Source organism: Thalassobaculum sp., assembly GCF_040219615.1.
Classification (GTDB): Bacteria; Pseudomonadota; Alphaproteobacteria; order Thalassobaculales; family Thalassobaculaceae; genus Thalassobaculum_A.
Genome location: NZ_JAVJSE010000041.1, coordinates 121,631 through 145,243, shown reverse-complemented (window position 1 = coordinate 145,243; position 23,613 = coordinate 121,631). Strand labels below are relative to the sequence as shown.

The 23,613-nt window shown below is 69.7% G+C and carries 23 protein-coding genes; 11 read left to right on the top strand and 12 right to left on the bottom strand.

The window, feature by feature from the left end; all coding sequences use genetic code 11:
• Nucleotides 1–30: 30 nt before the first annotated feature.
• The 3 genes from phnE (RIC31_RS23585) (at nt 31) to RIC31_RS23575 (ending at nt 2,922) form a co-directional block, all read left to right on the top strand.
• Nucleotides 31–948, top strand: coding sequence for a phosphonate ABC transporter, permease protein PhnE (gene phnE / locus RIC31_RS23585; protein ID WP_350113885.1), 918 nt, complete (start codon nt 31–33; stop codon nt 946–948).
• Nucleotides 945–1,808 (top strand): phosphonate ABC transporter, permease protein PhnE, encoded by an 864-nt coding sequence (phnE, locus tag RIC31_RS23580; RefSeq protein ID WP_350113882.1) that lies wholly within the window; start codon nt 945–947, stop codon nt 1,806–1,808. Before phnE (RIC31_RS23585) ends, phnE (RIC31_RS23580) begins: the two co-directional genes overlap by 4 nt.
• 85 nt (nt 1,809–1,893) lie before the next feature.
• Nucleotides 1,894–2,922 (top strand): MBL fold metallo-hydrolase, encoded by a 1,029-nt coding sequence (locus RIC31_RS23575; RefSeq protein ID WP_350113879.1) that lies wholly within the window; start codon nt 1,894–1,896, stop codon nt 2,920–2,922.
• A 260-nt stretch (nt 2,923–3,182) separates the two neighbouring features.
• Here RIC31_RS23575 and RIC31_RS23570 read toward each other — a convergent pair whose 3' ends face one another.
• Both RIC31_RS23570 and pxpB read right to left on the bottom strand, forming a co-directional pair.
• Nucleotides 3,183–4,205, bottom strand: a complete 1,023-nt coding sequence (locus RIC31_RS23570; RefSeq protein ID WP_350113876.1) for a 5-oxoprolinase subunit C family protein — start codon at nt 4,203–4,205, stop codon at nt 3,183–3,185.
• Nucleotides 4,202–4,969 (bottom strand): 5-oxoprolinase subunit PxpB, encoded by a 768-nt coding sequence (gene pxpB / locus RIC31_RS23565; RefSeq protein WP_350113873.1) that lies wholly within the window; start codon nt 4,967–4,969, stop codon nt 4,202–4,204. Before pxpB ends, RIC31_RS23570 begins: the two co-directional genes overlap by 4 nt.
• An 80-nt stretch (nt 4,970–5,049) precedes the next feature.
• Here pxpB and RIC31_RS23560 point away from each other — a divergent pair, with 80 nt between their 5' ends.
• Nucleotides 5,050–5,826 (top strand): LamB/YcsF family protein, encoded by a 777-nt coding sequence (locus RIC31_RS23560; protein WP_350113870.1) that lies wholly within the window; start codon nt 5,050–5,052, stop codon nt 5,824–5,826.
• Between the two features lie 4 nt (nt 5,827–5,830).
• Complete coding sequence (locus RIC31_RS23555) at nt 5,831–7,009, top strand: M24 family metallopeptidase (protein WP_350113867.1); 1,179 nt, start codon at nt 5,831–5,833, stop codon at nt 7,007–7,009.
• Between the two features lie 28 nt (nt 7,010–7,037).
• Here the strand turns inward: RIC31_RS23555 and RIC31_RS23550 are convergent, their stop codons facing one another.
• Nucleotides 7,038–7,814, bottom strand: coding sequence for a substrate-binding periplasmic protein (locus RIC31_RS23550; RefSeq protein WP_350113864.1), 777 nt, complete (start codon nt 7,812–7,814; stop codon nt 7,038–7,040).
• A gap of 151 nt (nt 7,815–7,965) precedes the next feature.
• Here RIC31_RS23550 and typA point away from each other — a divergent pair, with 151 nt between their 5' ends.
• Together typA and RIC31_RS23540 are read left to right on the top strand one after the other, a co-directional pair.
• Nucleotides 7,966–9,795, top strand: coding sequence for a translational GTPase TypA (typA, locus tag RIC31_RS23545; RefSeq protein WP_350113861.1), 1,830 nt, complete (start codon nt 7,966–7,968; stop codon nt 9,793–9,795).
• Nucleotides 9,796–9,870: 75 nt separating this feature from the next.
• Nucleotides 9,871–11,499, top strand: a complete 1,629-nt coding sequence (locus tag RIC31_RS23540) for an amidohydrolase (RefSeq protein ID WP_350113858.1) — start codon at nt 9,871–9,873, stop codon at nt 11,497–11,499.
• Between the two features lie 19 nt (nt 11,500–11,518).
• Here RIC31_RS23540 and RIC31_RS23535 read toward each other — a convergent pair whose 3' ends face one another.
• The 3 genes from RIC31_RS23535 to RIC31_RS23525 are packed head-to-tail and all read right to left on the bottom strand — an operon-like array spanning nt 11,519 to nt 14,110.
• On the bottom strand, nt 11,519–12,634 hold the full coding sequence (locus RIC31_RS23535; RefSeq protein WP_350113855.1) for a glycine cleavage T C-terminal barrel domain-containing protein: 1,116 nt from the start codon (nt 12,632–12,634) through the stop codon (nt 11,519–11,521).
• Nucleotides 12,635–12,678: 44 nt separating this feature from the next.
• Nucleotides 12,679–13,104 (bottom strand): GNAT family N-acetyltransferase, encoded by a 426-nt coding sequence (locus tag RIC31_RS23530; protein ID WP_350113853.1) that lies wholly within the window; start codon nt 13,102–13,104, stop codon nt 12,679–12,681.
• Entirely contained in the window at nt 13,097–14,110 is a 1,014-nt protein-coding gene (locus RIC31_RS23525) for an aldo/keto reductase (protein ID WP_350113850.1), read from the bottom strand. Before RIC31_RS23525 ends, RIC31_RS23530 begins: the two co-directional genes overlap by 8 nt.
• Nucleotides 14,111–14,220: 110 nt before the next feature.
• On the opposite strand from RIC31_RS23525, the gene RIC31_RS23520 reads away from it, so the two are divergent.
• Complete coding sequence (locus RIC31_RS23520) at nt 14,221–14,940, top strand: ribonuclease activity regulator RraA (protein ID WP_350113847.1); 720 nt, start codon at nt 14,221–14,223, stop codon at nt 14,938–14,940.
• A gap of 216 nt (nt 14,941–15,156) precedes the next feature.
• On the opposite strand, the gene RIC31_RS23515 is transcribed toward RIC31_RS23520, so the two are convergent.
• Complete coding sequence (locus RIC31_RS23515) at nt 15,157–15,711, bottom strand: PAS domain-containing protein (RefSeq protein ID WP_350113844.1); 555 nt, start codon at nt 15,709–15,711, stop codon at nt 15,157–15,159.
• Between the two features lie 92 nt (nt 15,712–15,803).
• Between RIC31_RS23515 and RIC31_RS23510 the strand changes: the two genes are divergently transcribed.
• Nucleotides 15,804–16,427: a class I SAM-dependent methyltransferase gene (locus RIC31_RS23510; protein ID WP_350113841.1), complete on the top strand. Its 624-nt coding sequence runs from the start codon at nt 15,804–15,806 to the stop codon at nt 16,425–16,427.
• A gap of 17 nt (nt 16,428–16,444) precedes the next feature.
• Nucleotides 16,445–17,242: an enoyl-CoA hydratase-related protein gene (locus RIC31_RS23505; protein ID WP_350113838.1), complete on the top strand. Its 798-nt coding sequence runs from the start codon at nt 16,445–16,447 to the stop codon at nt 17,240–17,242.
• Here RIC31_RS23505 and RIC31_RS23500 read toward each other — a convergent pair.
• Nucleotides 17,229–17,867 carry a GNAT family N-acetyltransferase gene (locus RIC31_RS23500; RefSeq protein WP_350113835.1) on the bottom strand — a complete coding sequence of 213 codons (639 nt, stop codon included), beginning with the start codon at nt 17,865–17,867 and terminating at the stop codon, nt 17,229–17,231. The two genes, RIC31_RS23505 and RIC31_RS23500, sit on opposite strands and share 14 nt — an antisense overlap.
• 2 nt (nt 17,868–17,869) lie before the next feature.
• On the opposite strand from RIC31_RS23500, the gene arsC reads away from it, so the two are divergent.
• Nucleotides 17,870–18,217, top strand: a complete 348-nt coding sequence (gene arsC / locus RIC31_RS23495; protein WP_350113832.1) for an arsenate reductase (glutaredoxin) — start codon at nt 17,870–17,872, stop codon at nt 18,215–18,217.
• Between the two features lie 157 nt (nt 18,218–18,374).
• On the opposite strand, the gene RIC31_RS23490 is transcribed toward arsC, so the two are convergent.
• The 4 genes from RIC31_RS23490 to katG form a co-directional block, all read right to left on the bottom strand.
• Nucleotides 18,375–19,736 carry an NAD(P)H-dependent oxidoreductase gene (locus tag RIC31_RS23490; protein WP_350113829.1) on the bottom strand — a complete coding sequence of 454 codons (1,362 nt, stop codon included), beginning with the start codon at nt 19,734–19,736 and terminating at the stop codon, nt 18,375–18,377.
• Nucleotides 19,737–19,755: 19 nt separating this feature from the next.
• On the bottom strand, nt 19,756–20,553 hold the full coding sequence (locus RIC31_RS23485) for a phytanoyl-CoA dioxygenase family protein (RefSeq protein ID WP_350113826.1): 798 nt from the start codon (nt 20,551–20,553) through the stop codon (nt 19,756–19,758).
• Nucleotides 20,516–21,265, bottom strand: a complete 750-nt coding sequence (locus tag RIC31_RS23480; RefSeq protein WP_350113823.1) for a GntR family transcriptional regulator — start codon at nt 21,263–21,265, stop codon at nt 20,516–20,518. The genes RIC31_RS23485 and RIC31_RS23480 overlap by 38 nt, the downstream gene beginning before the upstream one ends.
• 118 nt (nt 21,266–21,383) lie before the next feature.
• Entirely contained in the window at nt 21,384–23,600 is a 2,217-nt protein-coding gene (gene katG / locus RIC31_RS23475; RefSeq protein WP_350113821.1) for a catalase/peroxidase HPI, read from the bottom strand.
• Nucleotides 23,601–23,613: the final 13 nt, after the last annotated feature.

Below are 23,613 nucleotides of genomic sequence, written 5' to 3'. Positions count from 1 at the left end.
CCATTCTCCCCAACATTCCCGGAGGGCCGCGTGAGCAGCCAGACCATGTCGACCGCCGACGGCGGCGCGGCGACCTCGCCGGTGGACCGCTTCGAGCGCCATCGCGCCGAACTGCAGCGCGGCCGGCAGCGCGCGACCCTGGTCTACGGGGCGCTGTTCCTGGCGGCGTTGGCCGGCTCGGTCTACATCAGCAACTTCTTCCCGGACCGGCTGGCGGCCGGGGCGCCGAAGGTCGGCGACTACCTCTACGACATCCTGCCGGTGCTGAGCGCCGAGCACCTGTTCGCCGGCACCAAGACCGAAGGCTCGATCGCCTACTGGTACTTCAACCTGCCGAAGTATCTGCAGCTGCTGCTCGAGACCGTGAACATGGCGCTGTTCGCGACGATCCTGGGGACCTTCGGCGGCTTCCTCATGTGCTTCCCGGCCAGCCGCAACCTGATGCCGAACAGCTGGATCTACTTCGGCTTCCGCCGGGTCATGGAGTTCTGCCGGGCGGTGCCCGAGGTGATCTTCGCGATCCTGTTCGTGTGGGCGGTCGGGATCGGGCCGCTGGCGGGCGTCGCGGCCATCGCCATCCACTCCACGGGCGCACTCGGCAAGCTGTTCTCCGAGGTCAACGAGAACGTCGACCACAAGCCGATGGACGGCATCCGGTCCGCCGGCGGCACCTGGTTCGACGAGATCCGCTTCGGCGTGGTGCCGCAGGTGCTGCCGAACTTCGTCAGCTATGCCCTGCTGCGCTTCGAGATCAACATCCGGGCGTCGTCGATCATCGGCTTCGTCGGGGCCGGCGGCATCGGGCAGGAGCTGTACTACGTCATCAACTTCAACTTCTACGAAGAGGTCAGCGCGCTGGTGCTGCTGATCGTCGCCACGGTGACCTGCGTCGACCTGCTGTCGGCCCGGGTCCGACACCGCTTCATCGGCAAGGAGCACCTGGCATGAGTGCGACCGTCGCAACCATGACCGAGAGCGAGATGGCCGCCCTGCGGGCGCGCTTCCCGCAGGTCCTGTCGGTAGACCTGCGCCGGATCTGGCTGCAGCGCGCGATCGTCGCCGGAGTCGTCGGCTATCTGGCGTTCTGCTGCTGGGTGTTCGAGATCACCTTCGAGCGCCTGTTCGGCGGCCTCGGCAAGATGTGGATCGTCCTGCGCTCGATGCTGGTCTGGAAGGACATGGCGAGCTGGGACTACCTCGGGATCCTCCAGGGCCTGGCCGAGACCCTCGGCATGGCGTTCCTGGGCACCCTGGTCGCCTCGCTGTTCGCCGTCGTCATCGGCTTCGCCGCCGCCCGCAACGTGATGCCGAACCGGATCCTGCACCACCTGCTGCGGCGCTTCCTGGACCTGCTGCGCGGGGTCGACACCCTGATCTGGGCGCTGGTCTTCGTGCGCGCGGTCGGCCTCGGCCCGCTGGCCGGCGTGCTGTCGATCATGGTCAGCGACACCGGCACCCTGTCGAAGCTCTACTCGGAAGCGGTCGAGAACGTCGACCGCCGGCCGATCGAGGGCGTCCGCTCGACCGGCGCGGGCCGGCTGAAGACCTACCGCTTCGGCTACCTGCCGCAGGTGCTTCCGGTATTCCTGTCGACCTCGCTGTACTGGTTCGAGAGCAACACCCGCTCGGCCACGATCCTGGGCATCGTCGGCGCCGGCGGCATCGGCATGCAGTTGTCCGAGCGGATGAAGGTGCAGTACTGGGACCAGGCCTGCTTCATCATCCTGCTGATCCTGGTGACCGTCGGGCTCATCGACACCGCCTCGAAGTGGATCCGCATGAACATCATCGGCACGCGCACGCTCTGAGACCGGGCGGCATCCGGGCTCAGTCGTTGAACCGGCGTTTCATTGAGGCTTGCGCGGCGGGTCGAACCGTTTAAGTTCGCCGGCCATGACGAACCAGATCGACTACGTCCTCGGAGACGTGCTGCCGGAGCCGGGAACGGCCATCGAGGTGGCTGACGGCGTGCGCTGGGTGCGGATGCCCCTGCCCTTCGCCCTGAACCATGTGAACCTGTTCCTGATCGACGACGGCGACGGCTGGGTCCTGGTCGACTGCGGGCTTGGCGACACCGTCACCCAGGAGCTCTGGACCAGGGTCCTGGAGAACCATCTCGACGGCCGGCCGATCACCCAGATCATCGTCACCCACTACCATCCCGACCACATGGGCGGATGCAGCTGGCTGCTGGAGCGCACCCCGGCGCAGCTCTGGATGACCCGCTCCGAGTGGCTGTCGGCGCGCGCCATCCGCCTGGACGACACCGAGGAACTGCTGGACGGCATCGTCGCCTTCTACAAGCGCGCCGGCCTCGGCGACGGCGACGTCGCCGACATGCGCAAGCTCGGCAACTCCTACCGCCGGATGGTCGGGCCGATCCCGCTGACCTTCAACCGGCTGGCGCCGGACACGGTGCTGGAGATCGGCGGCCGCCGCTGGGTCGTGGTGATCGCCTCCGGCCACTCGCCGGAGCATGCCTGCCTGTACTGCCCGGAGGCCGAGCTGATGATCGGCGGCGACTTCCTGCTGCCGCGAATCTCGCCGAACATCTCGGTGTGGTGGAACGAGCCGGACGGCAACCCGCTGCAGGACTATCTGCGGTTCCTCGACTCGCTGGACCCGATCGCCGACGACACCCTGATCCTGCCGTCGCACGATCGGCCCTACCGCGGCGTGAAGCCGCGCGCCGTCGACCTGTCCGAGCACCACGACAAGCGGCTCGACCTGGCGGCCCAGGTCTGCGCCGTGCCGTCGACCGCGATCGACGTCATGAACGCCATGTTCCAGCGCAAGATGGACGCCCACCAGGTCCGCTTCGCGGTCGGCGAGTCGCTCGCCCACCTGAACCTGCTGATCGACCAGGGGCGGGTGATCCGGCATCTCGGCGACGACGGCGCCTGGCGCTACGTCGCGGCGTAGGCACGCCCTTCGCGGCTCCATTGAAGCGAGGCGCCTCAAGTCGAAAGCGGCAACGACGTTTCCACACGGCCGTCATGCCTCCTTGCCGTCATTCCGGAGCGGGTCGCCGCAGGCGGCATGCATCCGGAACCCACCCGCCGCCGCAGTCGCCACGGCAAAGCCGAAGCGGCCGGTAGGTTCCGGCTCTTCGCGACTTCGTCGCTACGGCCGGAATGACGACCCGGGGGGTTGAGGCCCGGTCGGCGCCGGGCCACGAAGGGTCAGTCCGGCTCGGCCAGGCCGCTGACCAGGTTTCGGCGGTACAGCGCGTCCTCGTCGAGCCAGGGCTCGGCCGGGACGAACCGGTCGACCACCCGCGCGATCCGCTCCTCCAGCGCCCGCCGCGCCGCCTCCGCCTCCTCGACCTCGACCCGGGCGAACCGCAGGGCATCGCCCGGCCGCAGCCGGCCGAGCCGCGGCACGTCGGCCGAGATCACGGTGCCGAGCTTCGGATAGCCGCCGGTGGTCTGGTGGTCGGCCAGCAGCACGATCGGGCGGCCGTTGCCGGGCACCTGGATGGCGCCGGTGGCGATGCCGTCGGACACGATGTCGTGGCCGCGCGCGTGGGTCAGCGCCGGGCCGTCGAGCCGCATGCCCATGCGGTCGGCCTCGCGGGTGATGCGGTACTCGGTATCGAAGAATGCGGCGATGCTGTCGGCGGTGAAATAGTCGTCCTGCGGGCCCAGCATCACCCGTGCCGGTCCGGCCTCGCGCGCCCAGGAACGGTCGGCGCAGCGCCGCTCGGCGCGTTCTCCCGCCTCGTCGACACGCAGCGGCAGCAGGTCGCCGTCGCGCAGCGCCCGGCCGTCCAGCCCGCCGATCCGGGCTCTGGTGTAGGTCGACAGGCTGTCGTAGACCGGGTCGAGCGCGAAGCCGCCCTCGACCGCCAGATAGGCGACACCGGTGTCGGCCAGGCTGCCGATGCGCAGCCGCCGCCCGCGGGTCAGGCGGATCGACTGGTGCGACGGCGCCTCGACCTTGCGGTCGCCGACGATCTCGACCGGCGCGCCGGTGCCGACCAGGGCCACGCGCGTCGCCTCGGCCGCGATCTCGAGGGTCGGGCCCATCACCCGGAGCTCGATCGCCGCGCTGTCCGGCGGGTTGCCGACCAGGGCGTTGGCGATCCGCAGGGCCACCGGGTCGAGGGCGCCGGCCGGCGGCACCCCCAGATGCTGGACATGCGGGCGCCCGAAATCCTGCAGGGTCGGCGCGAAGCCGGCCGAGACGATCCGCAGCCCGCTCATCGCCCGGCCTCCCCCTGGACCGGCCCCTGGATCGGGGCGAAGCCGGTGTCGCCGGCGTCGACCCGGCGCTTCAGGTCGTCGTAGGCGGCCCGGTCGACCGGCTTGAACCGCACCTTGTCGCCGGCCTGCAGCAGCACCGGCGGGTCGCGGTGCAGGTCGAACAGCGCCACCGGCGTGCGCCCCAGCAGGTGCCAGCCGCCCGGCGATTCCAGCGAGTAGACGTTGGTCAGGTTGGTGGCGATCGCGACCGATCCGGACGGCACCCGGACCCGCGGCTCGCTGCGGCGCGGCAGCTCCAGCTCCGGCGGGATGATGCCGAGATAGGCGAGGCCCGGCATGAAGCCCATCATGTAGGCCTCGTACTCGGTGCCGGCGTGCAGCTCGACCACCCGCTCGGGGGTCAGACCCGTCCGCTTCGCCACGTCCTCGAGGTCGGGGCCGGCCTCGCCGCCGTACAGCGTCGGGAACTCCCAGACCCGGCCGGCGGCGCTCGCCGTGCCGGCCTCGCCGAGCAGGCCCCGAAGGGTCTCCTCCAGCGCGTGCCGGGTGGTCGCGGTCGGGTCGTAGTGCACCATCAGCGACCGGAAGGTCGGGACCAGGTCGACCACGCCGGCGACCCCGGCCCGACGGGCGGCCTCGCCGAGCCGCATCACCCGGCGGTTCAGGGCCGGATCGACGGTCTCGCCGAACTCGACCACCAGGGCGGTGTCGCCGGCCGACAGGAAGCGCGGGGGCCGATCGGTGTCTGCGGTATCCTCGGTCATGGACCTGGGCCGGGGGTTGGGTGTTAACTTGTCCGGTCGCGACGCGGCACCGGCTCCACGATCCCTAGGCTGAGCAACGCATGGCACGCAAGGTCAATCTGAACGCGGACATGGCGGAGGGCTTCGGTGCCTACGACATCGGCAACGACACCGCCCTGCTCGACATCGTCACCTCGGCCAACGTCGCCTGCGGCTTCCACGCCGGCGATCCGAACGTGATGGACCGGGTCTGCAAGCAGGCCAAGGCCAAGGGCGTGTCGATCGGCGCGCATCCCGGCTTCAACGACCTGTGGGGCTTCGGCCGGCGGGCGATCCCGATGCCGGCCGGCGACGTCGAGCGCATGGTGATCTACCAGATCGGCGCGCTGCAGGGCATCGCCGCCGCCAACGGCATGAAGGTCACCCACATGAAGACCCACGGCGCGCTCGGCAACATGGCGGCGGTCGATCCCGAGCTGGCGGCGGCGGTCGTGCGCGGCACCAAGGCGGTCGATCCCTCGCTGATCCTGCTGGTCCCGACCGGCTCGGAGCTGCTGAAGGCCGCCGAGAAGGCCGGCATGACCTACGCCTCCGAGGTGTTCGCCGACCGCACCTACACCGACGACGGCGAGCTGACGCCGCGGCGGCTGCCGAACGCCATGGTCCACGACCCGGCAGAGGCGGTCGAGCGGGTGCTGCGCATGGTCGAGGACCAGGAGGTGGTGTCGACCAGCGGCAAGCGGATCCCGGCCGGCGTCCACAGCATCTGCGTGCACGGCGACGGCCCGACGGCGGTCGAGGTCGCCACCGCCGTCCGCCGCGGGCTGGAGGCCGCCGGCGTGTCGGTGGTGCCGCTGCCCGACCTCGGACTGGCCTGATCCGATGACCGGGCCCGCTTTCGAGAAGTCCGAGTACGAGGCACGGGTCGCCGCCGCCAAGGCCCGGATGGCGGCTGCCGGCATCGACGTGCTGGTGGTTACCGAGCCGGCCAACATGTGCTGGCTGACCGGCTATGACGGCTGGTCGTTCTACACCCCGCAATGCCTGCTCGTCGCCCAGTCGCTGACCGAGCCGGTGCTGATCGTGCGCGGCATGGACGCCAACGCCGGCAAGGTCACCACCTATCTCGACCATTGCAACATCCTGGGCTACCCGGACCACTACGTGCAGCAGCCGGACCGCCACCCGATGGACTGGGTGGCCGAGGAGATGGGCCGGCGCGGCATCGCCAGGGGTGCGCTCGGCCTGGAGATGGACAGCTACTACTTCTCGCCGATGGCCTACGAGCACCTGAAGAAGGCGCTGCCGAACTGCCGGGCGGCGAACGCCAACAACCTGGTCAACTGGTGCCGCAGCATCAAGTCGCCGGCCGAGATCGCCTACATGCGCCAGGCCGCCCGTATCGTCGAGAAGTCGATGGCGGTCGGCATCGAGCACGTCAGCCCTGGCACCCGGCAGTGCGACGCGGTCGCCGCCATCTACGACGCCCAGATCCGCGGTGCCGGCGGCGTCGGCGGCGACTATCCGGCAATCGTGCCGATGCTGCCGACCGGCGTCGGCGCATCGACCCCGCACCTGACCTGGTCGGACGAGCCGTTCAGGACCGGCGAGGCGACCATCCTGGAACTGGCCGGCACCCGGCGGCGCTACCACTGCCCGATGGCCCGCACGGTATCGCTCGGCAAGCCGCCGCAGAAGCTGGCCGACGCCAGCAGCGTGATCTGCGACGGCATCGCCGCGGCGCTGGAGGCGGCCAGGCCGGGTGCGACCTGCGAGGAGGTCGAGCAGGCCTGGCGCCGCGAGCTCGCGAAGTCCGGCTTCGTCAAGGACAGCCGGATCGGCTATTCGGTCGGCCTCAACTACCCGCCGGACTGGGGCGAGCACACCATGAGCCTGCGGGCCGGCGACCGGACCGTCATCCAGGCCAACATGGCGTTCCACATGATCCCCGGCCTGATGCTGGACGACTGCGGGATCGAGATCTCGGAATGCTTCCTGATCACCGAGTCCGGCGCCGAGTGCCTGTGCGACTTCCCCCGCCCGCTGGTGGTCAAGGACTGAACCGGCGGCCGGATCGCACGGGGCCCGGTCAGGGCGGACCGAGGTAGCGCGGCAGCAACCGGTCGGTGGTCGGGTCGCGCAGTTCCCCGATCGCCTCCCAGATCGCCGCGGCGCGCTCGGCATGCGCCGCCGCATACTGCCGGCTCAGCATCAGGTAGTAGGCCTTCTCCCGCAGCGGTGGCCGCGCCTTTTCGATTCCGGTCAGGCCGGCCGCGGCCAGGTAGGCGTCCGCCACCACGGCATGGTCGGCGACACCGGCGATACGGCCGGCAAGCAGCATTCGAAAACTGTCCGCGGTCGAGCGCACCTCCACGACCGGCGCCCCCAGATTCCGCAGGTCCTCGACGATCGAGTAGTTCAGGTTCGCCCCGATGCGGCCGTCCAGGTTCAGGAAGCGCTCGCCGGTCCACTCCAGCCTGCTGCCCACCGGGCGGTACAGCACATAGGACAGTGTCGCGATCCGGCGCGCCGGATCCGGCCGGCCGTCGCGCATCGGATAGGCACCGAACGCCTCGCGATCGGTCGAGTGCGAGTACAGCAATGCGGCATCGAGGTCGCCGTCCTGCAGTTCCGAGAGCACACGCAACCCCGGCATCCGCACGAACCGGAGGTCGATCCGCAGACGCTCGCCGACCGCCCGCATGAGGTCGATCGCCAGGCCCGGCGGCTCGGCGATCGCGGCCCCCTCGCCGGCCACGTAGGGGTAGGCTCCGCGGTCGTTCAGTCCGATCGTCAGCGTGTCGCGGGCTTGGGCCGGCAGCGACGCCAGCAAGAAAGCCGAGGCGAACCAAGCCGCACGCAACATGCTTCGCTCCCGAGAAAGTGGTGCCGTTCCTTCCGATACTTGAACTTTAGCACCGAAAATCGACCGGATCCGAAGCTCTTGCGCAGGACGGATCTTGCAATGCAGCAAAACGTGAGTACATTCCGCGCGAATTTCCCGATCGGAAACTTAGATGCAGCTGCGCAACGTCGCGATCATCGCGCACGTCGACCATGGCAAGACCACCCTGGTCGACGTCCTCCTCCGCCAGTCCGGCACCTTCCGCGCCAACCAGCAGGTGGCGGAACGCGCGATGGATTCCAACGACATCGAGCGCGAGCGCGGGATCACCATCCTCGCCAAGTGCACCTCGGTGCAGTGGAAGGACACGCGGATCAACATCGTCGACACCCCCGGCCACGCTGATTTCGGCGGCGAGGTCGAGCGCATCCTGTCGATGGTCGACGGGGCCCTCCTGCTGGTCGACGCATCTGAAGGCCCGATGCCGCAGACCAAGTTCGTGCTCGGCAAGGCGCTGGCGCTCGGACTGCGCCCGATCGTCGTGATCAACAAGGTCGACAAGCCCGAGCAGCGCGCCTACGAGGTCCAGAACGAGGTGTTCGACCTGTTCGGGGCCCTCGGCGCCGACGATCGGCAGCTCGACTTTCCGACCATCTTCGCGTCCGCCAAGCAGGGCTGGGCGTCGGAAACCCCCGACGCGACCGGCACCGATATGGCGGTGTTGTTCGAGCGCATCGTGGCGCATGTGCCGCCGCCGACGGTCGAGGAGAACAAGCCGTTCCGCATGCTGGCGACCACGCTGGAGGCCGACCCGTATCTCGGCCGCCTGCTGACCGGGCGGATCATGAGCGGGTCGATCAAACCCGGCACCAACCTCAAGGCCCTGAATCGAGATGGCAAGGAGATCGAGCGCGGTCGCGTCTCGAAGCTGCTGGCCTATCGCGGCCTGGAGCGGACTCCGCTCGAAGAGGCGCATGCCGGCGACATCGTCGCGATCGCCGGCTTCTCCGATGCCACGGTCGCCGATACTCTGTGCGCGCCGGAAGCCCTGGACGCGATCGCGTCGTCGCCGATCGACCCCTCGACCATCGCCGTCACCTTCTCGGTGAACGACAGCCCGCTGGCCGGCCGCGAGGGCGACAAGGTCACTTCGCGCATGATCCACGACCGGCTGTTCCGCGAGGCCGAGGGCAACGTCGCCGTCCGGGTGCGTGAGACCGACGACAAGGACGCCTACGAGGTGGCCGGCCGCGGCGAGCTGCAGCTCGCGGTGCTGATCGAGCAGATGCGGCGCGAAGGCTTCGAGATGTCGATCAGCCGGCCGCGGGTGCTGATGCGCTCCGATCCCGAGACCGGCCAGCGCCAGGAGCCGATCGACGAGGTCGTGGTCGACGTCGACGACGACTACACAGGCGCGGTGATCGAGGCGATCACCCAGCGCAAGGGCGATCTGCTGGAGATGAAGCCCGCCGGTGCCGGCAAGACCCGCCTGGTGTTCCATGCACCGGCGCGCGGCCTGATCGGCTATCACGGCGAGTTCCTGACCGCGACCCGCGGCACCGGCATCATGAACCGGGTGTTCCACGCCTATGCGCCGTACAAGGGCACGATTCCCGGCCGCCGCGTCGGCGTGCTGATCTCGACCGAGCAGGGCGAGGCCCAGGCCTACGCGCTGATCAACCTCGAGGATCGCGGGCCGCTGATGGTCGGGCCGGGCGACAAGGTCTACTCCGGCATGATCCTGGGCGAGCACAACAAGGGCAACGACCTCGACGTCAACCCCCTGAAGGCCAAGCAGCTCACCAACTTCCGGGCTGCCGGCAAGGACGAGAACGTGGTCCTGACGCCGCCCATTCGGATGACCCTGGAGAAGGCGATCCCGTATATCGAGGACGACGAGCTGGTCGAGGTGACGCCGAAGTCGGTTCGCCTGCGCAAGCGCTACCTGGACCCGCACGAGCGCAAGCGCATGGCCAAGCGCGCGGCCGCCGAGAGCGCCTGAGACGACTGACCGCGAGACTTCGCCGGGAAGGCTGTGCCACGCTGTGTGCCCGTCTTCCCGCCCGGAGCCTCCCCGATGCCTGCCCTGACCGCCGACCTGATCCTGAAGTCGGGCAAGATCGCCGTCGGCAACGGCCTGGACCGCTTCGTCACCGCCCTTGCCGCCCGTGACGGAAAGATCGTGGCGCTCGGCTCCGACGGCGACGTGGCGGACCTCGCCGGCCCCGGAACCCGGGTGATCGACCTGGCCGGCCGGACCGCCATCCCCGGCATCGTCGACAGCCACTGCCACCCGGACTCCTACGCCGCCCGGCTGTCATCCTGGGAGTTGGTCAGCCCGGACCGCATCCAGAGCCGCGAGGCGCTCTTGGCCCGCATCGCCCAGGTGGCCGGGAGCCGGGGGCCCGACGACTGGATCGCCGCCTACCGGCTGAACGAGAACAAGTCCGGCGGCTATCCGACGATGGAGGAGATGGACGCCGCCGCCGGCGGTCGGCCGTTGTTCATCCTTCGCACCGACGGCCATATCGGACTCGCCAACAGCCGGGCGTTCGCGGAACTTGGGATCGACGAGCGCACGCCGCCGCCGGAGTTCGGCGCCTTCGACAGGCACCCGTCGACCGGCCGGCTGACCGGCGTGGTGCGCGAGACCGCGGCGCATCTGTTCCTGGAGCGGATCCACGCCGGCGACACCGCGGACCGCATCGCCGACGGCCTGGAGCGGGTGTTCGCCGAGTGGACCGCCTTCGGCATCACCTCGGTCTACAACTCCCTGACCTCCTCGAACGCCATCCGGGCATACCAGATGCTGAAGGACCAGGGCCGGCTCGGCATGCGGGTCGGCATCATCGTCTCGGGCCGCGAGGACGGGCTGGTCGAGGCCCATGTCAGGGCCGGCATCCGCTCCGGCTTCGGCGACGACATGGTGCGGGTGATCGGCGTCGAATGGTGCCCGGACTGCTCGACCTCCGGGCGCACCGCCGCCTACTACGAGCCCTATGTCGGCCGGCAGGTCGAAGGCGAGCCGGAGCCGAACACCGGCGTGCTGCTGTACGAGCTGGAGGACCTGAAGGCCCGCGCCCTGGCCGCGCACGAGGCTGGACTGCAGGTGATGATCGAGGGGGTCGGCGACCGCGGCATCGACTTCGCGCTGGACGCGATCGAGCACTGTCTGGCGCAGCATCCGGTCGACGACCACCGGATGCGGGTCGAGCACTGCTGCTACGTGACACCTGAGATCGAAGCCAGGTTGAAGCGGATCGGGGCGATCGACAGCTCGGCCACGGGCTTCATGTACGACCTGGGCGACGCCTATGCCGCGAACCGCGGCCAGGCGGCGATGGCCCGGATGTGGCCGCACCGCTCGCTGATCGACGCCGGCATCCCCGCACCCGGCCATTCCGACGCCATGGTCTGCCAGGCCAACCCGTTCCTGGCCCTGTGGTCGATGGTGAACCGCAGGTCCGACACCGGCGGAGATCTCGACGCCAGCCAGACGATCACCGCCACCGAGGCGCTCAGGGCCTACACCTGGCTCGGCGCCCATTCCGGCCGCGAGGAGCACCTCAAGGGCTCGCTCGAGGTCGGCAAGCTGGCCGACGTGGCGGTGTTGGACCGGGACTACTTCACGGTCCCGCCGCAGGAGATCCGCGAGATCCAGGTCGACGCGACGATCCTGGGCGGCACGGTCGTCTGGGAGCGCTGAATCCCGCGGCTGCCGACCGTCAGGCGAACGGCAGCCTGGCGACCGACGCGCGCCGCCGGTCATGTCCGAGATCGACCGAGAGGCCGGCCTCGTCGTCGCCGACGGCGTTGTCCAGAAGCGCTATCGCGATGCTCCGACGGAGGCGCGGCGAAAAGCCGACCTCGCAGACCACTCCGACCGCCTCGCCCGCCAGGGTCAGGTCGAGCGGATGGCCGTTCGACGCCACCGGCTCGCCGTCGATGAACAGTCCGACCCGGCGGCGCCTGACGCCCCGCTCCAGGATCTGCCGCAGGGCGGCCCGGCCGACGAACTCGTCCGGTCGGTCGAGATTCACCATGGCGCCGAGGCCCAGCTCGAACGGGTTGGCGGGAAACTGCTGGTATCGGGCATCCGCACCGTAGGACAGCAGGCCGCTCTCCAGCCGTTCCTGGTCGTTGGGGGCGCCGGGGCCGATGCCGTATGCCCTGCCCGCCCGCTTGACCCGGCCCCACAACTCGCTGCCGCGGGTTCCGTCCATCAGGTACAGCTCGAACCCGCCCTGCTTCGACCAGCCGGACCGTGCGACCACCAGCGGGATGCCGTCGAATTCGACCTCCCGGAACCAGAAATGCTTGAGGTCCAGAATCCAGTCGCCGAACAAATCACGCGCCAGGTCCCGGGCCTTCGGCCCTTGGATCGCCATCGGCGAGACGTCAGGCTCGAACACCCGTAGGTCCAGGCCGCGCTCGCGGGCGATGCCCTCGGCCCACAGCGCGATGTCGCTGTCCGCGATCGACAGCCAGTACCGGGTCGGCGACAGCTTCAGCAACACCGGGTCATTGATCAGGATGCCGTCGTGGTTGCAGATCGGCACATACCGGCCCTGACCGGCCCGGGTCCTCGACAGGTCGCGCGTAGTCAGGTAGCGAACCAGCACCTCGGCGTCCGGGCCGGCGATCTCGACCTGCCGCTGGGCGCCGACGTCCCACATGGCGACCCCGTTCAGCAGCCGGCGGTACTCGCCCTCCGGGTCACCGAAATTCCCCGGGATGTACATGTGGTTGTAGACCGAGAACGACCGGACGCCGTCCGCCACCGTGGCGTCGAAATAGGGCGACTTCCTGATGTTCGGTCCGACGTGGATCTGAAACGGCATCCGTGCTCCCTCGTTGTGAGCGCCGATTCCGCATCCGCGCCCGGTCATAGCAGCTTCTCGAGGACCAGGTCGCCGTTCGGCGCCGTGCCGGCGTCCTTCCAGCCGCCGAGGCGGTAGAACCGCTCGGCCCGCGATCCCGGCTGCGTCGTCAGCCGGGCGCGCTCCCAGCCGGCGGCGCGCAGGTCGTCCAGGGCCCGCGGCAGCAGCGCCCGGCCGATCCCCCGCCCCTCGGCTTCCGGGTCGACGAACAACGCCCACACCGTGCCGTCGGCCGGATCGGCGGCGGTGAAGCCCAGGACCCGCCCCGCCTCCTCCCACAGCCAGATGCCGGCGTGGTCGATGAAGCCGTGATAGGCCTCCGCCGGCACCCTGGCAGGGTCGCTCAGCACGTTCTCGCGGACCGCCGCCCGGATCCGCACCATCGCCGGCACGTCGTCGGCGCCGGCCCGCCGGATCGCAGTGCTATCCACCGATTCGCGGCCTGCGCCCCTCGATCGGATACTGCGGATCGTTGTAGCCGGGCGTCGAGGGATGGCCGGTCACCACCAGGCCATCGATCAGCGCCTCGTCCTCGGCGGTGAAGCCGTAGTCCAGCGCCCTGGCATAGCTCTGCCACTGCTCCATCGTGCGCGGCCCGACGATGCTGGCGGTGACCAGGCGGTTGTTCAGCACCCACTGCACCGCCAGGTCGATCGGCGTCGCGCCCTTGGCCTCGGCGTGCTCCTTGATCGTCCGGGCGATTACCAGGCTCTCGTGCCGCCATTCGGTCTGCATCATGCGCTTGTCCTGGCGGGCCGCCCGGCTGCCCTCCTCCGGGGCCACGTTCGGCGCGTATTTCCCGGTCAGGATGCCACGTGCCAGCGGACTGTAGGGCACCACGCCGAGACCGTAGTAGCCGCAAGCCGGCAGGTGCTCGACCTCCGGCATCCGGTTCATGGCGTTGTAGTAGGGCTGGCTGACGATCGGCCGGTCGATGCCCAGCCGGTCGCAGATGTTGCAGATCTCCGCGACCCGCCAGGACCGGTAGTTCGACACCCCGAAGTACCGGATCTTGCCGGCCCTCATCAGGTCGCCAAGGGCCATGACGGTCTCCGGCAGCGCCGTCGAGTGGTCCTCCTTGTGAAGGTAGTAGATGTCGATGACGTCGGTGCCGAGCCGCTGCAGGCTGGCGTCGCAGGCCATCTGCACCCAGCGCCGCGACAGGCCGCCGGAATTCGGGTCGTCGCCGAGCTTGTTGGCGAGCTTGGTGGCCAGCACCCAGCGGTCGCGCTCCGGGGCGATGGCGCGGCCGACCACCCGCTCGGATTCGCCGCCATTGTAGGCGTCGGCGGTGTCGATGAAGTTGAGCCCGACGTCGCGGGCGGCGGCGACGATCTCCCGGCTGTCGGCCTCCGAGGTCGGCCCGCCGAACATCATGGCGCCGAGGCAGAGCGGCGAGACCTTCAGGCCGGAACGACCCAGCGTGCGGTAATCCATCTAGTTGTCCTCCCGGGACCCGTTGGCGCTTGTATCCTGCCCATCCTCATGCTCGGATCGAGTCATCATACAACCAAAACACCGATGCAAGCCGGGAGCGAACCGCCGTCATGACCGAACCCCTCTCGACCGAGACCCGCGAGAAGCTCGCCTCGGTCAGCACCGCCACCCTGACGACCCAGCTGTTCAAACGCGGCCTGCGCAACGTGTTCCTGCAAAGCGTCAGCCGGCTGACCGCCGCGCACGACCGCTCGATGGTCGGCCCGGCCTTCACGCTTCGCTACATCCCGGCGCGCGAGGACATCGACACCCTCGACGTGTTCCAGGACTACGACCACCCGCAGCGCAAGGCGATCGAGACCTGCCCGGAAGGCCACGTGCTGGTGATGGACTGCCGCGGCGACGCCAGCGCGGCCTCCGCCGGCTCGATCCTGGTCACCCGGCTGATGCAGCGCGGCGCCGCCGGAATCGTCACCGACGGCGGCCTTCGGGACTCGCCGGAGATCGGCGACTTCGAGATCCCGGCCTATATCGGCGCGCCGTCGGCGCCGACCAACCTGATCAAGCACCACGCCGTCGAGACCCTGAACCAGCCGGTCGCCTGCGGCGGGGTCGCGGTCTATCCGGGCGACATCATGGTCGGAGACCTGGAGGGGGTGGTGGTGATCCCCCGCCACCTGGCCGACGAGGTGGCACAGGACGCCTTCGAGCAGGAGATCCTCGAGGAGTTCATCATCGGCGAGGTGCGGGCCGGCAAGCCGCTGCGCGGCACCTATCCCCCGGATGCCGAGACCAGGGCCCGCTACGAGGAATGGCGCAAGACACGGTAGGCGGTCTGGGCGTGTGTCGGGACTCCGGAGCGCCCGTCGCTTCGTGGCTCCCGGAGCCGCCCCGGATCAAGTCCGGGACTCTCCGGGATGACGAAGAGTGGGGTGATCGGCCCGGTTCTCCTTCCTTCCGTCATTCCGGAGGGGACGCGTGAGCGTCCGGCTCCGGAATCCACCCGCCGCCCCGACGCGTCCCGGTCACGAACCGCCGAGGCCGCGCTACAGCCAGCTTTCGCACCAGGCCGGGGAACCGTCGACCGGGGTGAAGGTCCGCACCTGGCGGATCGGCACCTCGCCCGGCCCGATGCCGCGCGACTCCCAGGAATGCACGGTGGCCCCGAGGATCCTGGTGACGCGGCCGGTCTGCGAGTCGGCGAACGGCAGCATAAGCCGCTCGCCGCGCGCCGGGCGGGTGTCCTCGGTGTAGATCCGGCCGACGATGTGGGCGATCGCCGGCAGGTCGGCCACCCGGTTGAAATACGCCATCACCCGGTCGATGACGGCCGCCTCGGTGATCTCGGCCAGGGTACGGCCGACCAGAGGGCCCGAATAGGCGGCACGGATGTGGTCGCCGGCGATTCGATAGCGGAACGCGCGCGGATTGTCCTCGACCGCGCACAGCCAGACCTGCTCCAGCAGGTTGGCAAACCGGCTCGGATCGATCGCCTCGACCGTCGGCAGCAGGGCACCGTCGCGCGCCGCCAGCCAGTAGGCCGCCAACCGGCGGAACCGGTCGTCCTCGACATGCGCGAGGTCCGCTTCGGTAATGGGCATCGACGCCACTTCGGCTAGGCTCCCCTCATGCCGGAATTCGTAGCACGCTGCCACCGTGGCTCGGAAGCAACATGGACCGAAGGGATCGACGCATGAGCGGGCCGACCGTCGAGGATGCGATCGCCGACTACGACCGCGCCGCCGCGGTGCTGGCGCCCCGCTATGCCAGCCTCGGGGCCGAGCGATTCATAAGGCGGCATGCCGACATCCTGCCGGCGCCGCCCGGCCCGGTGCTCGACGTCGGGGCCGGCAGTGGCGTGCATGCGGCCGGCCTGGCCGAGCGCGGCTACCGGGTCGTGGCGGTCGAGCCGTCCGCCGGGATGCGGGCCGAGGCGGCCCGGCTGTTCCCGGACGCACCGGTGGAGTGGGTCGACGACCGGCTGCCGGATCTGGCGGCGGTGCGGGCCCGCGATGAGCGCTTCGCCTTCATCCTGGTGAACGCGGTCTGGATGCACGTGCCGCCGGCCGATCGCGACCGCGCCTGTGCCGCGCTGGGAGAACTGGCCGCCCCCGGTGCCGCGGTGTCGATGGCGTTGCGCCAGGGCCCGTCACCGGCCGACCGGCCGATGCACGACTGCGATCCGGACCGGGTCAGCGCCGAGATGGCACGTCACGGCTTCGAGGAGATCGCCCGCAGCACCCACGACGCCGACCAGGCGACCCCCGGCGTCACCTTCGTGCGTCTGAACTTCCGGCGGGCTACGCTCGACCGGTAACCGAACCCGAGGCAGCCATGAGCTACGAGACCATCACCGTCGAGCGGATCGGCGCGATCACCCGGATCGCGCTCGACCGGCCGGAGAAGCGCAACGCCGTCAACGACCAGGTGCATGCCGAGCTGCGCGAGGCCCTGGCCGCCCTGGAGCGCGACGACGGCGCCCGCGGTCTGATCCTGACCGGGACCGGCGACCGCGCGTTCTGCTCCGGCCAGGACCTGTCGGCGCGCACGCCGCCGAAGGACGGCCGGCCGGTGCGCGATCTCGGCGCCGGCCTGGAGAAGAGCTACAACGCGCTGGTCCGCCGGCTGCGCGACCTGCCGATGCCGATCGTTACCGCCCTGAACGGCGTGGCGGCCGGCGCCGGGGCCGGCCTGGCGCTGGCCGGCGACGTCATGGTGGCGGCCCGCTCGGCCTCGATGGTGATCTCGTTCGCGCGCATCGGCCTGGTGCCGGACGCCGGCGTCACCCACCACCTGCCGCGCCTGATCGGCGAGGGCCGCGCGCTGGCCGCCGCCCTGACCATGGAGCCGATCGACGCCGAGAAGCTGCAGGCCTGGGGCGTGGCCTGGCAGGTGGTGGAATTCGCCGAGCTGCCGGCAGCCAGCCTGGCCCTGGCCGAGCGGCTGGCAGCGCTGCCGCCGAAGGCGGTGGTCGGCACCCGCCGGCTGATGCGCTCGGCCCTCGGCAACGACCTGAACACGCAGCTCGCCATGGAGCGCGACCTGCAGCGCGAATGCGGGTTCTCGCAGGACTACGGCGAGGGCGTGAACGCCTTCCTGGAGAAGCGGCCGGCGAAGTTCACCGGGCGCTGAGTCCCGCCCAGCGCTCGGCCGTCTGCCGGTACAGCACGTGCCGGCGCAGCGGATGGCCTTCCGCCAGCAGCGGGTGGTCGAAGTCGGCATCCGGGTCCCGGACCATGCCGAGCCGTTCCATCACGGCGCGCGACGGGGTATTGGCGACCGCGGTGAAGGCGACGATCTCCGGCAGGCCGAGCCGGCCGAACCCGTAGTCGAGGCAGCCCGCCGCCGCCTCGGTGGCATAGCCCTTGCCCCAACTCTCGCGCGATAGCCGCCATCCGACCTCCACGCTGGGGCCGCCCGGGACCGGGTAATGCGGCACGTTCAGGCCGACCATGCCGATGCAGGCCGGCCCGCCCTTGACCTCGACCGCGTACCAGCCCCAGCCGTTCTCCGACATCCGCGCGGCGATCCGGTCGACCAGGTCGTCGCTCTCCGCACGGCTAAGCGGCTTCGGGAAGTAGCGCATCACTTCCGGGTCGGCATTCAGCGCTGCGAACGGGGCCCGGTCCTCGTCGCGCCAGGCGCGCAGGACCAGCCGGTCGGTCTGGATGGGAATGACCTCGGTCATGGCGAGCCGACCATAGGCCGGCGGCGCCGGCCTTGCTAGATTGACCGAAACCGTTGCCGGGAGCGCCACCGATGACCCTCCGCATCTACCACAACCCGCGCTGCTCGAAATCGCGCCAGACCCTGCAGCTGCTGCGCGACCGCGGGCTCGACCCGGAGATCGTCGAATACCTGAAGCACCCGCCGTCGGCGGTCGTGCTCGACGGGCTGCTGCGCGCCATGGGCATGCAACCGCGCGACCTGATGCGCCGAAAGGAGGCGCCGTTCAAGGAACTGAACCTGGACGATCCGGCGCTCACCCGCGGCGAACTGGTCATGGCGATGGTCGAGCACCCGATCCTGATCGAGCGGCCGATCGTCGTGAACGGCGACCGGGTCGCCCTCGGCCGCCCGCCGGAGGCGGTGCTGCACATCCTTTAGCATCAAGACGGTGGGTGGGTTCCGGCTCCGTCTCGCCTGCGGCGATCCGGTCCGGAATGACGGGGTATGGTCTGCATGTTCTCCAACTTCGTCATTCCGGACGGGCGCGCCGCCTCGGCGCGGCAGATCCGGAACCCACGGAGCCACGCGCCTGCCCCTACTCCGCCGCCCGCGCGTTCGGGCGGGCGAAGCGGGCCTCCATCGCGCGCCGGACCCTGACCGCCTGGCTGGTCTCGTCGACCACCACGTCGGCCCAGGCCAGCGGCTCGCCCTGCCTGATGTCGCGCAGCAGCTTGACGTTGTGGGCCAGGCCGAGCGGCAGGTAGCCGTTCTGCAGCGAGGTGTCGGCCGGGGTCTGCCGGCCCCACACGCAGTAGCCGCCCTCGCCGTCCAGCATCTCGCCGGCCTTCAGGTCGCGCTTGGCGGTCGCCACCACGTCCGCGAAGAACCCGATCGGGCTGCCGGTCGGCTCGTTGCGCAGCGCCGCCGACGCCACCGACACGCCGAGTTCCAGCCCGATCATGTGGGTCGGGCGATACAGGGCGGCGTAGCGGTACGAGCTGTCGTGGAGCATCCGGTACTCCTCGAAACAGTAGGTCGCGTAGTCGGTCTCGGCCTCGATCACCACATAGGTGCCGAACTGCAGGTGCACCGGGACCTCCGAGCCGTCGCGGTACAGCGACGACACCACCTCGGTGGTGCCCGCGAAGTCGACCTGGCCGCCCGCCGACCGCGGCTTGCAGACCTCGGCCAGTTCGAGCCGCGACGACGGCGGGAAGTGCAGGCCGTCGGCCTGCGGCCGCAGGCCGGTGGCGTTGCAGACCGCCGCCATCTCGATGCCGGACTTGGTGCCGTCGATGAAACTGTTGAACATCTTCGGGTTCATCCGGCCGCGCTTCACCATCTCCAGGTCGAAGCCGAAATTCTCCCACACCGTGTCCGGCGTCGACTGGTGGTAGCGCGGCAGGTAGCGCGTGCCCTTGCCGGCGCACACCACCTTGAAGCCGACCGAACGCGCCCAGTCGACATGCTCGCTGATCAGCGCCGGCTGGTCGCCCCAGGCCATGGAGTAGACCACGCCGGCGGCCTCGGCCTCGGCGGCCAGCAGCGGCCCCGCCACCACGTCGGCCTCGACGTTGACCATCACCACGTGGCGGCCGTTCTCGATCGCCAGCAGGCAGTGCTTGATGCCGACCGCCGGGTCGCCGGTGGCGTCGATCAGCACCTCCAGTCCGTCGGCCCGGATCAGCGCCTCGGCATTGTCGGTGACGAAGGTGCTGCCGTTCCGGCGGGCGTCGTCGAAACCGGTGGCGGCATAACGCTCGGCCTCCCAGCCGATGTGGCGCAGCTGGTCCCTGGCCCGGGCGACGTCCAGGTCGGCAATGCCGAGGATGTGGGTGCCCTTGGTCAGCCGGGCCTGGGACAGGTACATGGCGCCGAACTTGCCGGCCCCGATGATCCCGACCCGGACCGGATTGCCGTCCTCGGCCCGCTTGGCGAGCATGCGGGACAGGTTCATGTCTTCCTCCGTACCCGGCTCAGGCGGCCTGGCGTTCCTTGGCGGCGAGTTCGGCCAGGCAGTCGTCCGGCAGCGGCTCGATCGGCGTGAAGTCGCGGTGGGCGATCCACTCCTTGCGCTTGAAGGCGCGGATGTGGTTGTCCACGTGGCACAGGCTCAGATAGACGATCGTGCGCGGGAACGGGCTGATGTTCGGCGGGCTGGCATGCACCAGGTTGCCGTGGAACATGATGACCGACCCGGGCGCTCCGGTCGGCGCCACGCAGCCGCCCTCGTTCGCCAGCCGGGTGACCTCATCGCGCGACAGGGTCCACAGCGGATAGCTGGTGCTTTCCAGGTCGTGGCCGGCGGCCAGCGTGCCGGCGGAATGGCTGCCGGGAATGAACATCAGCGGGCCGTTGACCGCCGAGACCTCGTCCAGGAACAGCGCGATGTTCATGGCGCGCGGCTCCGGCATCTCGTCGTCGCGGTGCCAGGTGCCGAAGTCCTGGTGCCACTGCCAGACCTCGCCGTCGAACGCCGCCTTGGCGTTGATCTTGAACTGGTGCATGTAGACCGGGCCGTCCAGCAGCTGCATGACCGGCTCGACCAGCCGCGGATGCGCGCCCAGCCTGCGGAAGCCGTCGTCGTAGGTATGGGCGGCGAACGCCGTGCGGGCGACGCCGCTGGTCTCGCGCCAGACCTCCTCGCGGTCCATCCTGAAGATCGCATCGGCGCGCCGGCGCAGCACCGCGACCTCGTCGGCGGTGAAGGTGTTCGGCAGGAAGAGATAGCCTTCCTTATGAAACCGTTCGAGCTGGCTTTGATCGAGTTTCATCGCGTTTCGTCCCTCGCTTGACCTTGGCGGCGTTCGCGCGCGCCTGGTCGATGAGCCGTTGGCGGGTCTCTTCGCCCGCCTTCAAGGCATGGTCGCGGGCCAGGATCCCGGCCCGTTCGGAGTCGCCGCGGCAGATCGCGTCGGCGATCGCCGCATGTTCCTGCCAGATCCGCTCGGCGATCGCCGGGTCGAACTTGATGACCACCATCACCCGGCGGATCTGCGGCCGCTGGGCTTCCGTGACCTCCGACAGCACGGGGTTGCCCGACAGCGCGTTGACCGCGCTATGGAACCGCATGTCCCAGTCGACCGCGGTGGCGATGTCGCGCTCCAGTTCGGCCCTCAGGCCATGCTCGATGCAGGTCCGCAGCTCGGCGGTGTCCAGGCTCGGGTCGGCGGCGACCCGTCCGGCCGCCAGCCCGGCGGCGAGGCCGTCGAGCGCCGCACGGACCTGGAACAGCTGGTTCAGACGCTCCGGATCGACGGGGGCGACCACCAGGCCGCGCACACCGCGCTCGACAGCGAGGCCGGCATTCTTCAGCATGGCCAGTGCGTGGCTTACCGGCTGACGCGACACGCCCAGATCCGCCGCCAGATGCTCCTGCCGCAACCGATGACCGGGCGGCAGCGAGCCGACCGAGATCGCGTCGACCAGCCGTTCGTATACCTGGTCGATCAGCACGGGCCGGGAGTCGAGGGCGCGAAGTTCCAAAAGGCCTCTCCTGTGGAATTCTGAATTCAATATCGCCGCGCACCGGTTGTCAACGCGCCCGAACGACGAAGGGCCGCCCGGATGGGCGGCCCTTCGCGACAGTCTCAGGATCCGACGTTCAGGCGAGATCGAATCGGTCGGCGTTCATCACCTTGGTCCAGGCCGCCACGAAGTCGGCAACGAACTTGTCCTTCGCGTCGGCCGCGGCGTAGACCTCGGCCAGGGCCCGGAGTTCCGAGTTCGAGCCGAAGATCAGGTCGACGCGGGTACCGGTCCACTTGACGTCGCCGGTCTTGCGGTCGCGACCCTGGTACACGCCCTCGCTTCCCGGTGCCGGCGACCACTCCGTGCCCATGTCGAGCAGATTGACGAAGAAGTCGTTGGTCAGGCTTTCCGGACGGTCGGTGAACACCCCGTCCTGCGACCGTTGGAAGTTGGCGTTCAGCGCCCGCATGCCGCCGAGCAGTACGGTCATTTCGGGCGCGGTCAGCCCCAGCAGCTGGGACTTGTCGACCATCAGTTCCTCGGGCGACACCGTGTACTGGCCCTTCGCGTAGTTGCGGAAGGCATCGGCGATCGGCTCGAGCACGCCGAAGGCCTCGACGTCGGTCTGCTCCTGGGTCGCGTCGGTGCGGCCGGGCGCGAAAGGAACCTCCACGCTGTGCCCGGCGGCCGTCGCGGCCTTCTCGATGCCGGCGGAGCCGGCCAGGACGATCAGGTCGGCGAGCGAGACCTTCTTGCCGCCGGACTGGGCGCCGTTGAACGACTTCCGGATGCCGTCGAGCACGCCGAGCACCTTCTGGAGCTGCTCGGGCTCGCTCGACTCCCAGTCCTTCTGCGGGGCCAGGCGGATACGCGCGCCGTTGGCGCCACCCCGCATGTCGGAGCCGCGGAAGGTCGAGGCCGAGCACCAGGCGGTCGAGACCAACTCGGCTACCGACAGGCCCGAGGCCAGGATATCGGCCTTGAGCTTCTTGACGTCGTTCGCGTCGACCAGCTTGTGGTCGACCGCCGGCACGGGATCCTGCCAGATCAGCTCCTCGGACGGGACCTCCGGGCCGAGGTAGCGGGCGACCGGCCCCATGTCGCGGTGGGTCAGCTTGAACCAGGCGCGGGCGAAGGCGTCGGAGAACTCGTCCGGATTGGCATGGAAGCGTCGCGAGATCTTCTCGTAGGCCGGGTCCATGCGCATCGCCATGTCGGCGGTGGTCATCATGGTGGTGACCTTCTTCGAGGGGTCACCGGCCGACGGGGCCATGTGCGCCTCGTCGACGTCCTTCGGATGCCACTGCCAGGCGCCGGCGGGGCTCTTCACCAGCTCCCATTCGTAGCCGAACAGCATGTCGAAGTAGCCGTTGTCCCACTTCGTGGGGTTCGGCGTCCACGCCCCCTCGATGCCGCTGGTGATCGCGTCGTCGAGCTTGCCCGACTTGTAGCTGCTGAGCCAGCCGAAGCCCTGGGCCTCGATCGGCGCGCCCTCCGGCTCCGGGCCGACATGCGAGGCCGGACCGGCCCCATGGGCCTTGCCGAAGGTGTGGCCGCCGGCAGTCAGCGCCACGGTCTCCTCGTCGTTCATGGCCATCCGCGCGAAGGTCTCGCGGATATCCCTGGCCGAGGCCAGAGGATCCGGCTTGCCGTCGGGGCCCTCGGGGTTGACGTAGATCAGCCCCATCTGCACGGCGGCAAGCGGGTTCTCGAGATCACGTTCGCCGGAGTAGCGGCTGTCGGCCTTGTCGCTGGTCGCCAGCCACTCCTTCTCGCCGCCCCAGTACACGTCCTCTTCCGGCTCCCAGACGTCGGCCCGGCCGCCGCCGAACCCGAAGGTCTTGAAGCCCATCGACTCCAGCGCGACGTTGCCGGCCAGCACGTAGAGATCGGCCCAGGAGATCTTGTTGCCGTACTTCTGCTTGACCGGCCAGAGCAGCCGCCGCGCCTTGTCCAGGTTGCCGTTGTCGGGCCAGCTGTTCAACGGCGCGTAGCGCTGCTGGCCGGTGCCGGCACCGCCGCGCCCGTCGCCCGTGCGGTAGGTTCCCGCCGCGTGCCATGCCATGCGGATGAACAGGCCGCCGTAGTGACCGTAGTCGGCCGGCCACCACTCCTGCGACTCCGTCATCAGCGCGGTGAGGTCCTTCTTCAGGGCGGCATAGTCGAGCTTCTTGAACGCCTCGGCGTAGTTGAAGCCCTTGCCCATCGGATCCGACTTCGGGGAGTTCTGCCGCAGCAGCCTGACGTTCAGCTGGTTCGGCCACCAGTCGCGGTTGGTCGCCCACGCCGATACGTTGGGCGCATGCATCACCGGGCATTTTCCGGCGTTGCGAGGATCGTTTCCGTCCATGTCTTCCTCCCGT

Excerpts from the sequence above, each read along its gene's own strand:
- phnE (WP_350113882.1), top strand. The coding sequence starts at position 945 with ATGAGTGCGACCGTCGCAACCATGACCGAGAGCGAGATGGCCGCCCTG.
- RIC31_RS23575 (WP_350113879.1), top strand. The coding sequence starts at position 1,894 with ATGACGAACCAGATCGACTACGTCCTCGGAGACGTGCTGCCGGAGCCG.
- RIC31_RS23570 (WP_350113876.1), bottom strand. The coding sequence starts at position 4,205 with ATGAGCGGGCTGCGGATCGTCTCGGCCGGCTTCGCGCCGACCCTGCAG.
- pxpB (WP_350113873.1), bottom strand. The coding sequence starts at position 4,969 with ATGACCGAGGATACCGCAGACACCGATCGGCCCCCGCGCTTCCTGTCG.
- RIC31_RS23560 (WP_350113870.1), top strand. The coding sequence starts at position 5,050 with ATGGCACGCAAGGTCAATCTGAACGCGGACATGGCGGAGGGCTTCGGT.
- RIC31_RS23555 (WP_350113867.1), top strand. The coding sequence starts at position 5,831 with ATGACCGGGCCCGCTTTCGAGAAGTCCGAGTACGAGGCACGGGTCGCC.
- RIC31_RS23550 (WP_350113864.1), bottom strand. The coding sequence starts at position 7,814 with ATGTTGCGTGCGGCTTGGTTCGCCTCGGCTTTCTTGCTGGCGTCGCTG.
- typA (WP_350113861.1), top strand. The coding sequence starts at position 7,966 with ATGCAGCTGCGCAACGTCGCGATCATCGCGCACGTCGACCATGGCAAG.
- RIC31_RS23540 (WP_350113858.1), top strand. The coding sequence starts at position 9,871 with ATGCCTGCCCTGACCGCCGACCTGATCCTGAAGTCGGGCAAGATCGCC.
- RIC31_RS23535 (WP_350113855.1), bottom strand. The coding sequence starts at position 12,634 with ATGCCGTTTCAGATCCACGTCGGACCGAACATCAGGAAGTCGCCCTAT.
- RIC31_RS23525 (WP_350113850.1), bottom strand. The coding sequence starts at position 14,110 with ATGGATTACCGCACGCTGGGTCGTTCCGGCCTGAAGGTCTCGCCGCTC.
- RIC31_RS23520 (WP_350113847.1), top strand. The coding sequence starts at position 14,221 with ATGACCGAACCCCTCTCGACCGAGACCCGCGAGAAGCTCGCCTCGGTC.
- RIC31_RS23515 (WP_350113844.1), bottom strand. The coding sequence starts at position 15,711 with ATGCCCATTACCGAAGCGGACCTCGCGCATGTCGAGGACGACCGGTTC.
- RIC31_RS23510 (WP_350113841.1), top strand. The coding sequence starts at position 15,804 with ATGAGCGGGCCGACCGTCGAGGATGCGATCGCCGACTACGACCGCGCC.
- RIC31_RS23505 (WP_350113838.1), top strand. The coding sequence starts at position 16,445 with ATGAGCTACGAGACCATCACCGTCGAGCGGATCGGCGCGATCACCCGG.
- arsC (WP_350113832.1), top strand. The coding sequence starts at position 17,870 with ATGACCCTCCGCATCTACCACAACCCGCGCTGCTCGAAATCGCGCCAG.
- RIC31_RS23490 (WP_350113829.1), bottom strand. The coding sequence starts at position 19,736 with ATGAACCTGTCCCGCATGCTCGCCAAGCGGGCCGAGGACGGCAATCCG.
- RIC31_RS23485 (WP_350113826.1), bottom strand. The coding sequence starts at position 20,553 with ATGAAACTCGATCAAAGCCAGCTCGAACGGTTTCATAAGGAAGGCTAT.
- katG (WP_350113821.1), bottom strand. The coding sequence starts at position 23,600 with ATGGACGGAAACGATCCTCGCAACGCCGGAAAATGCCCGGTGATGCAT.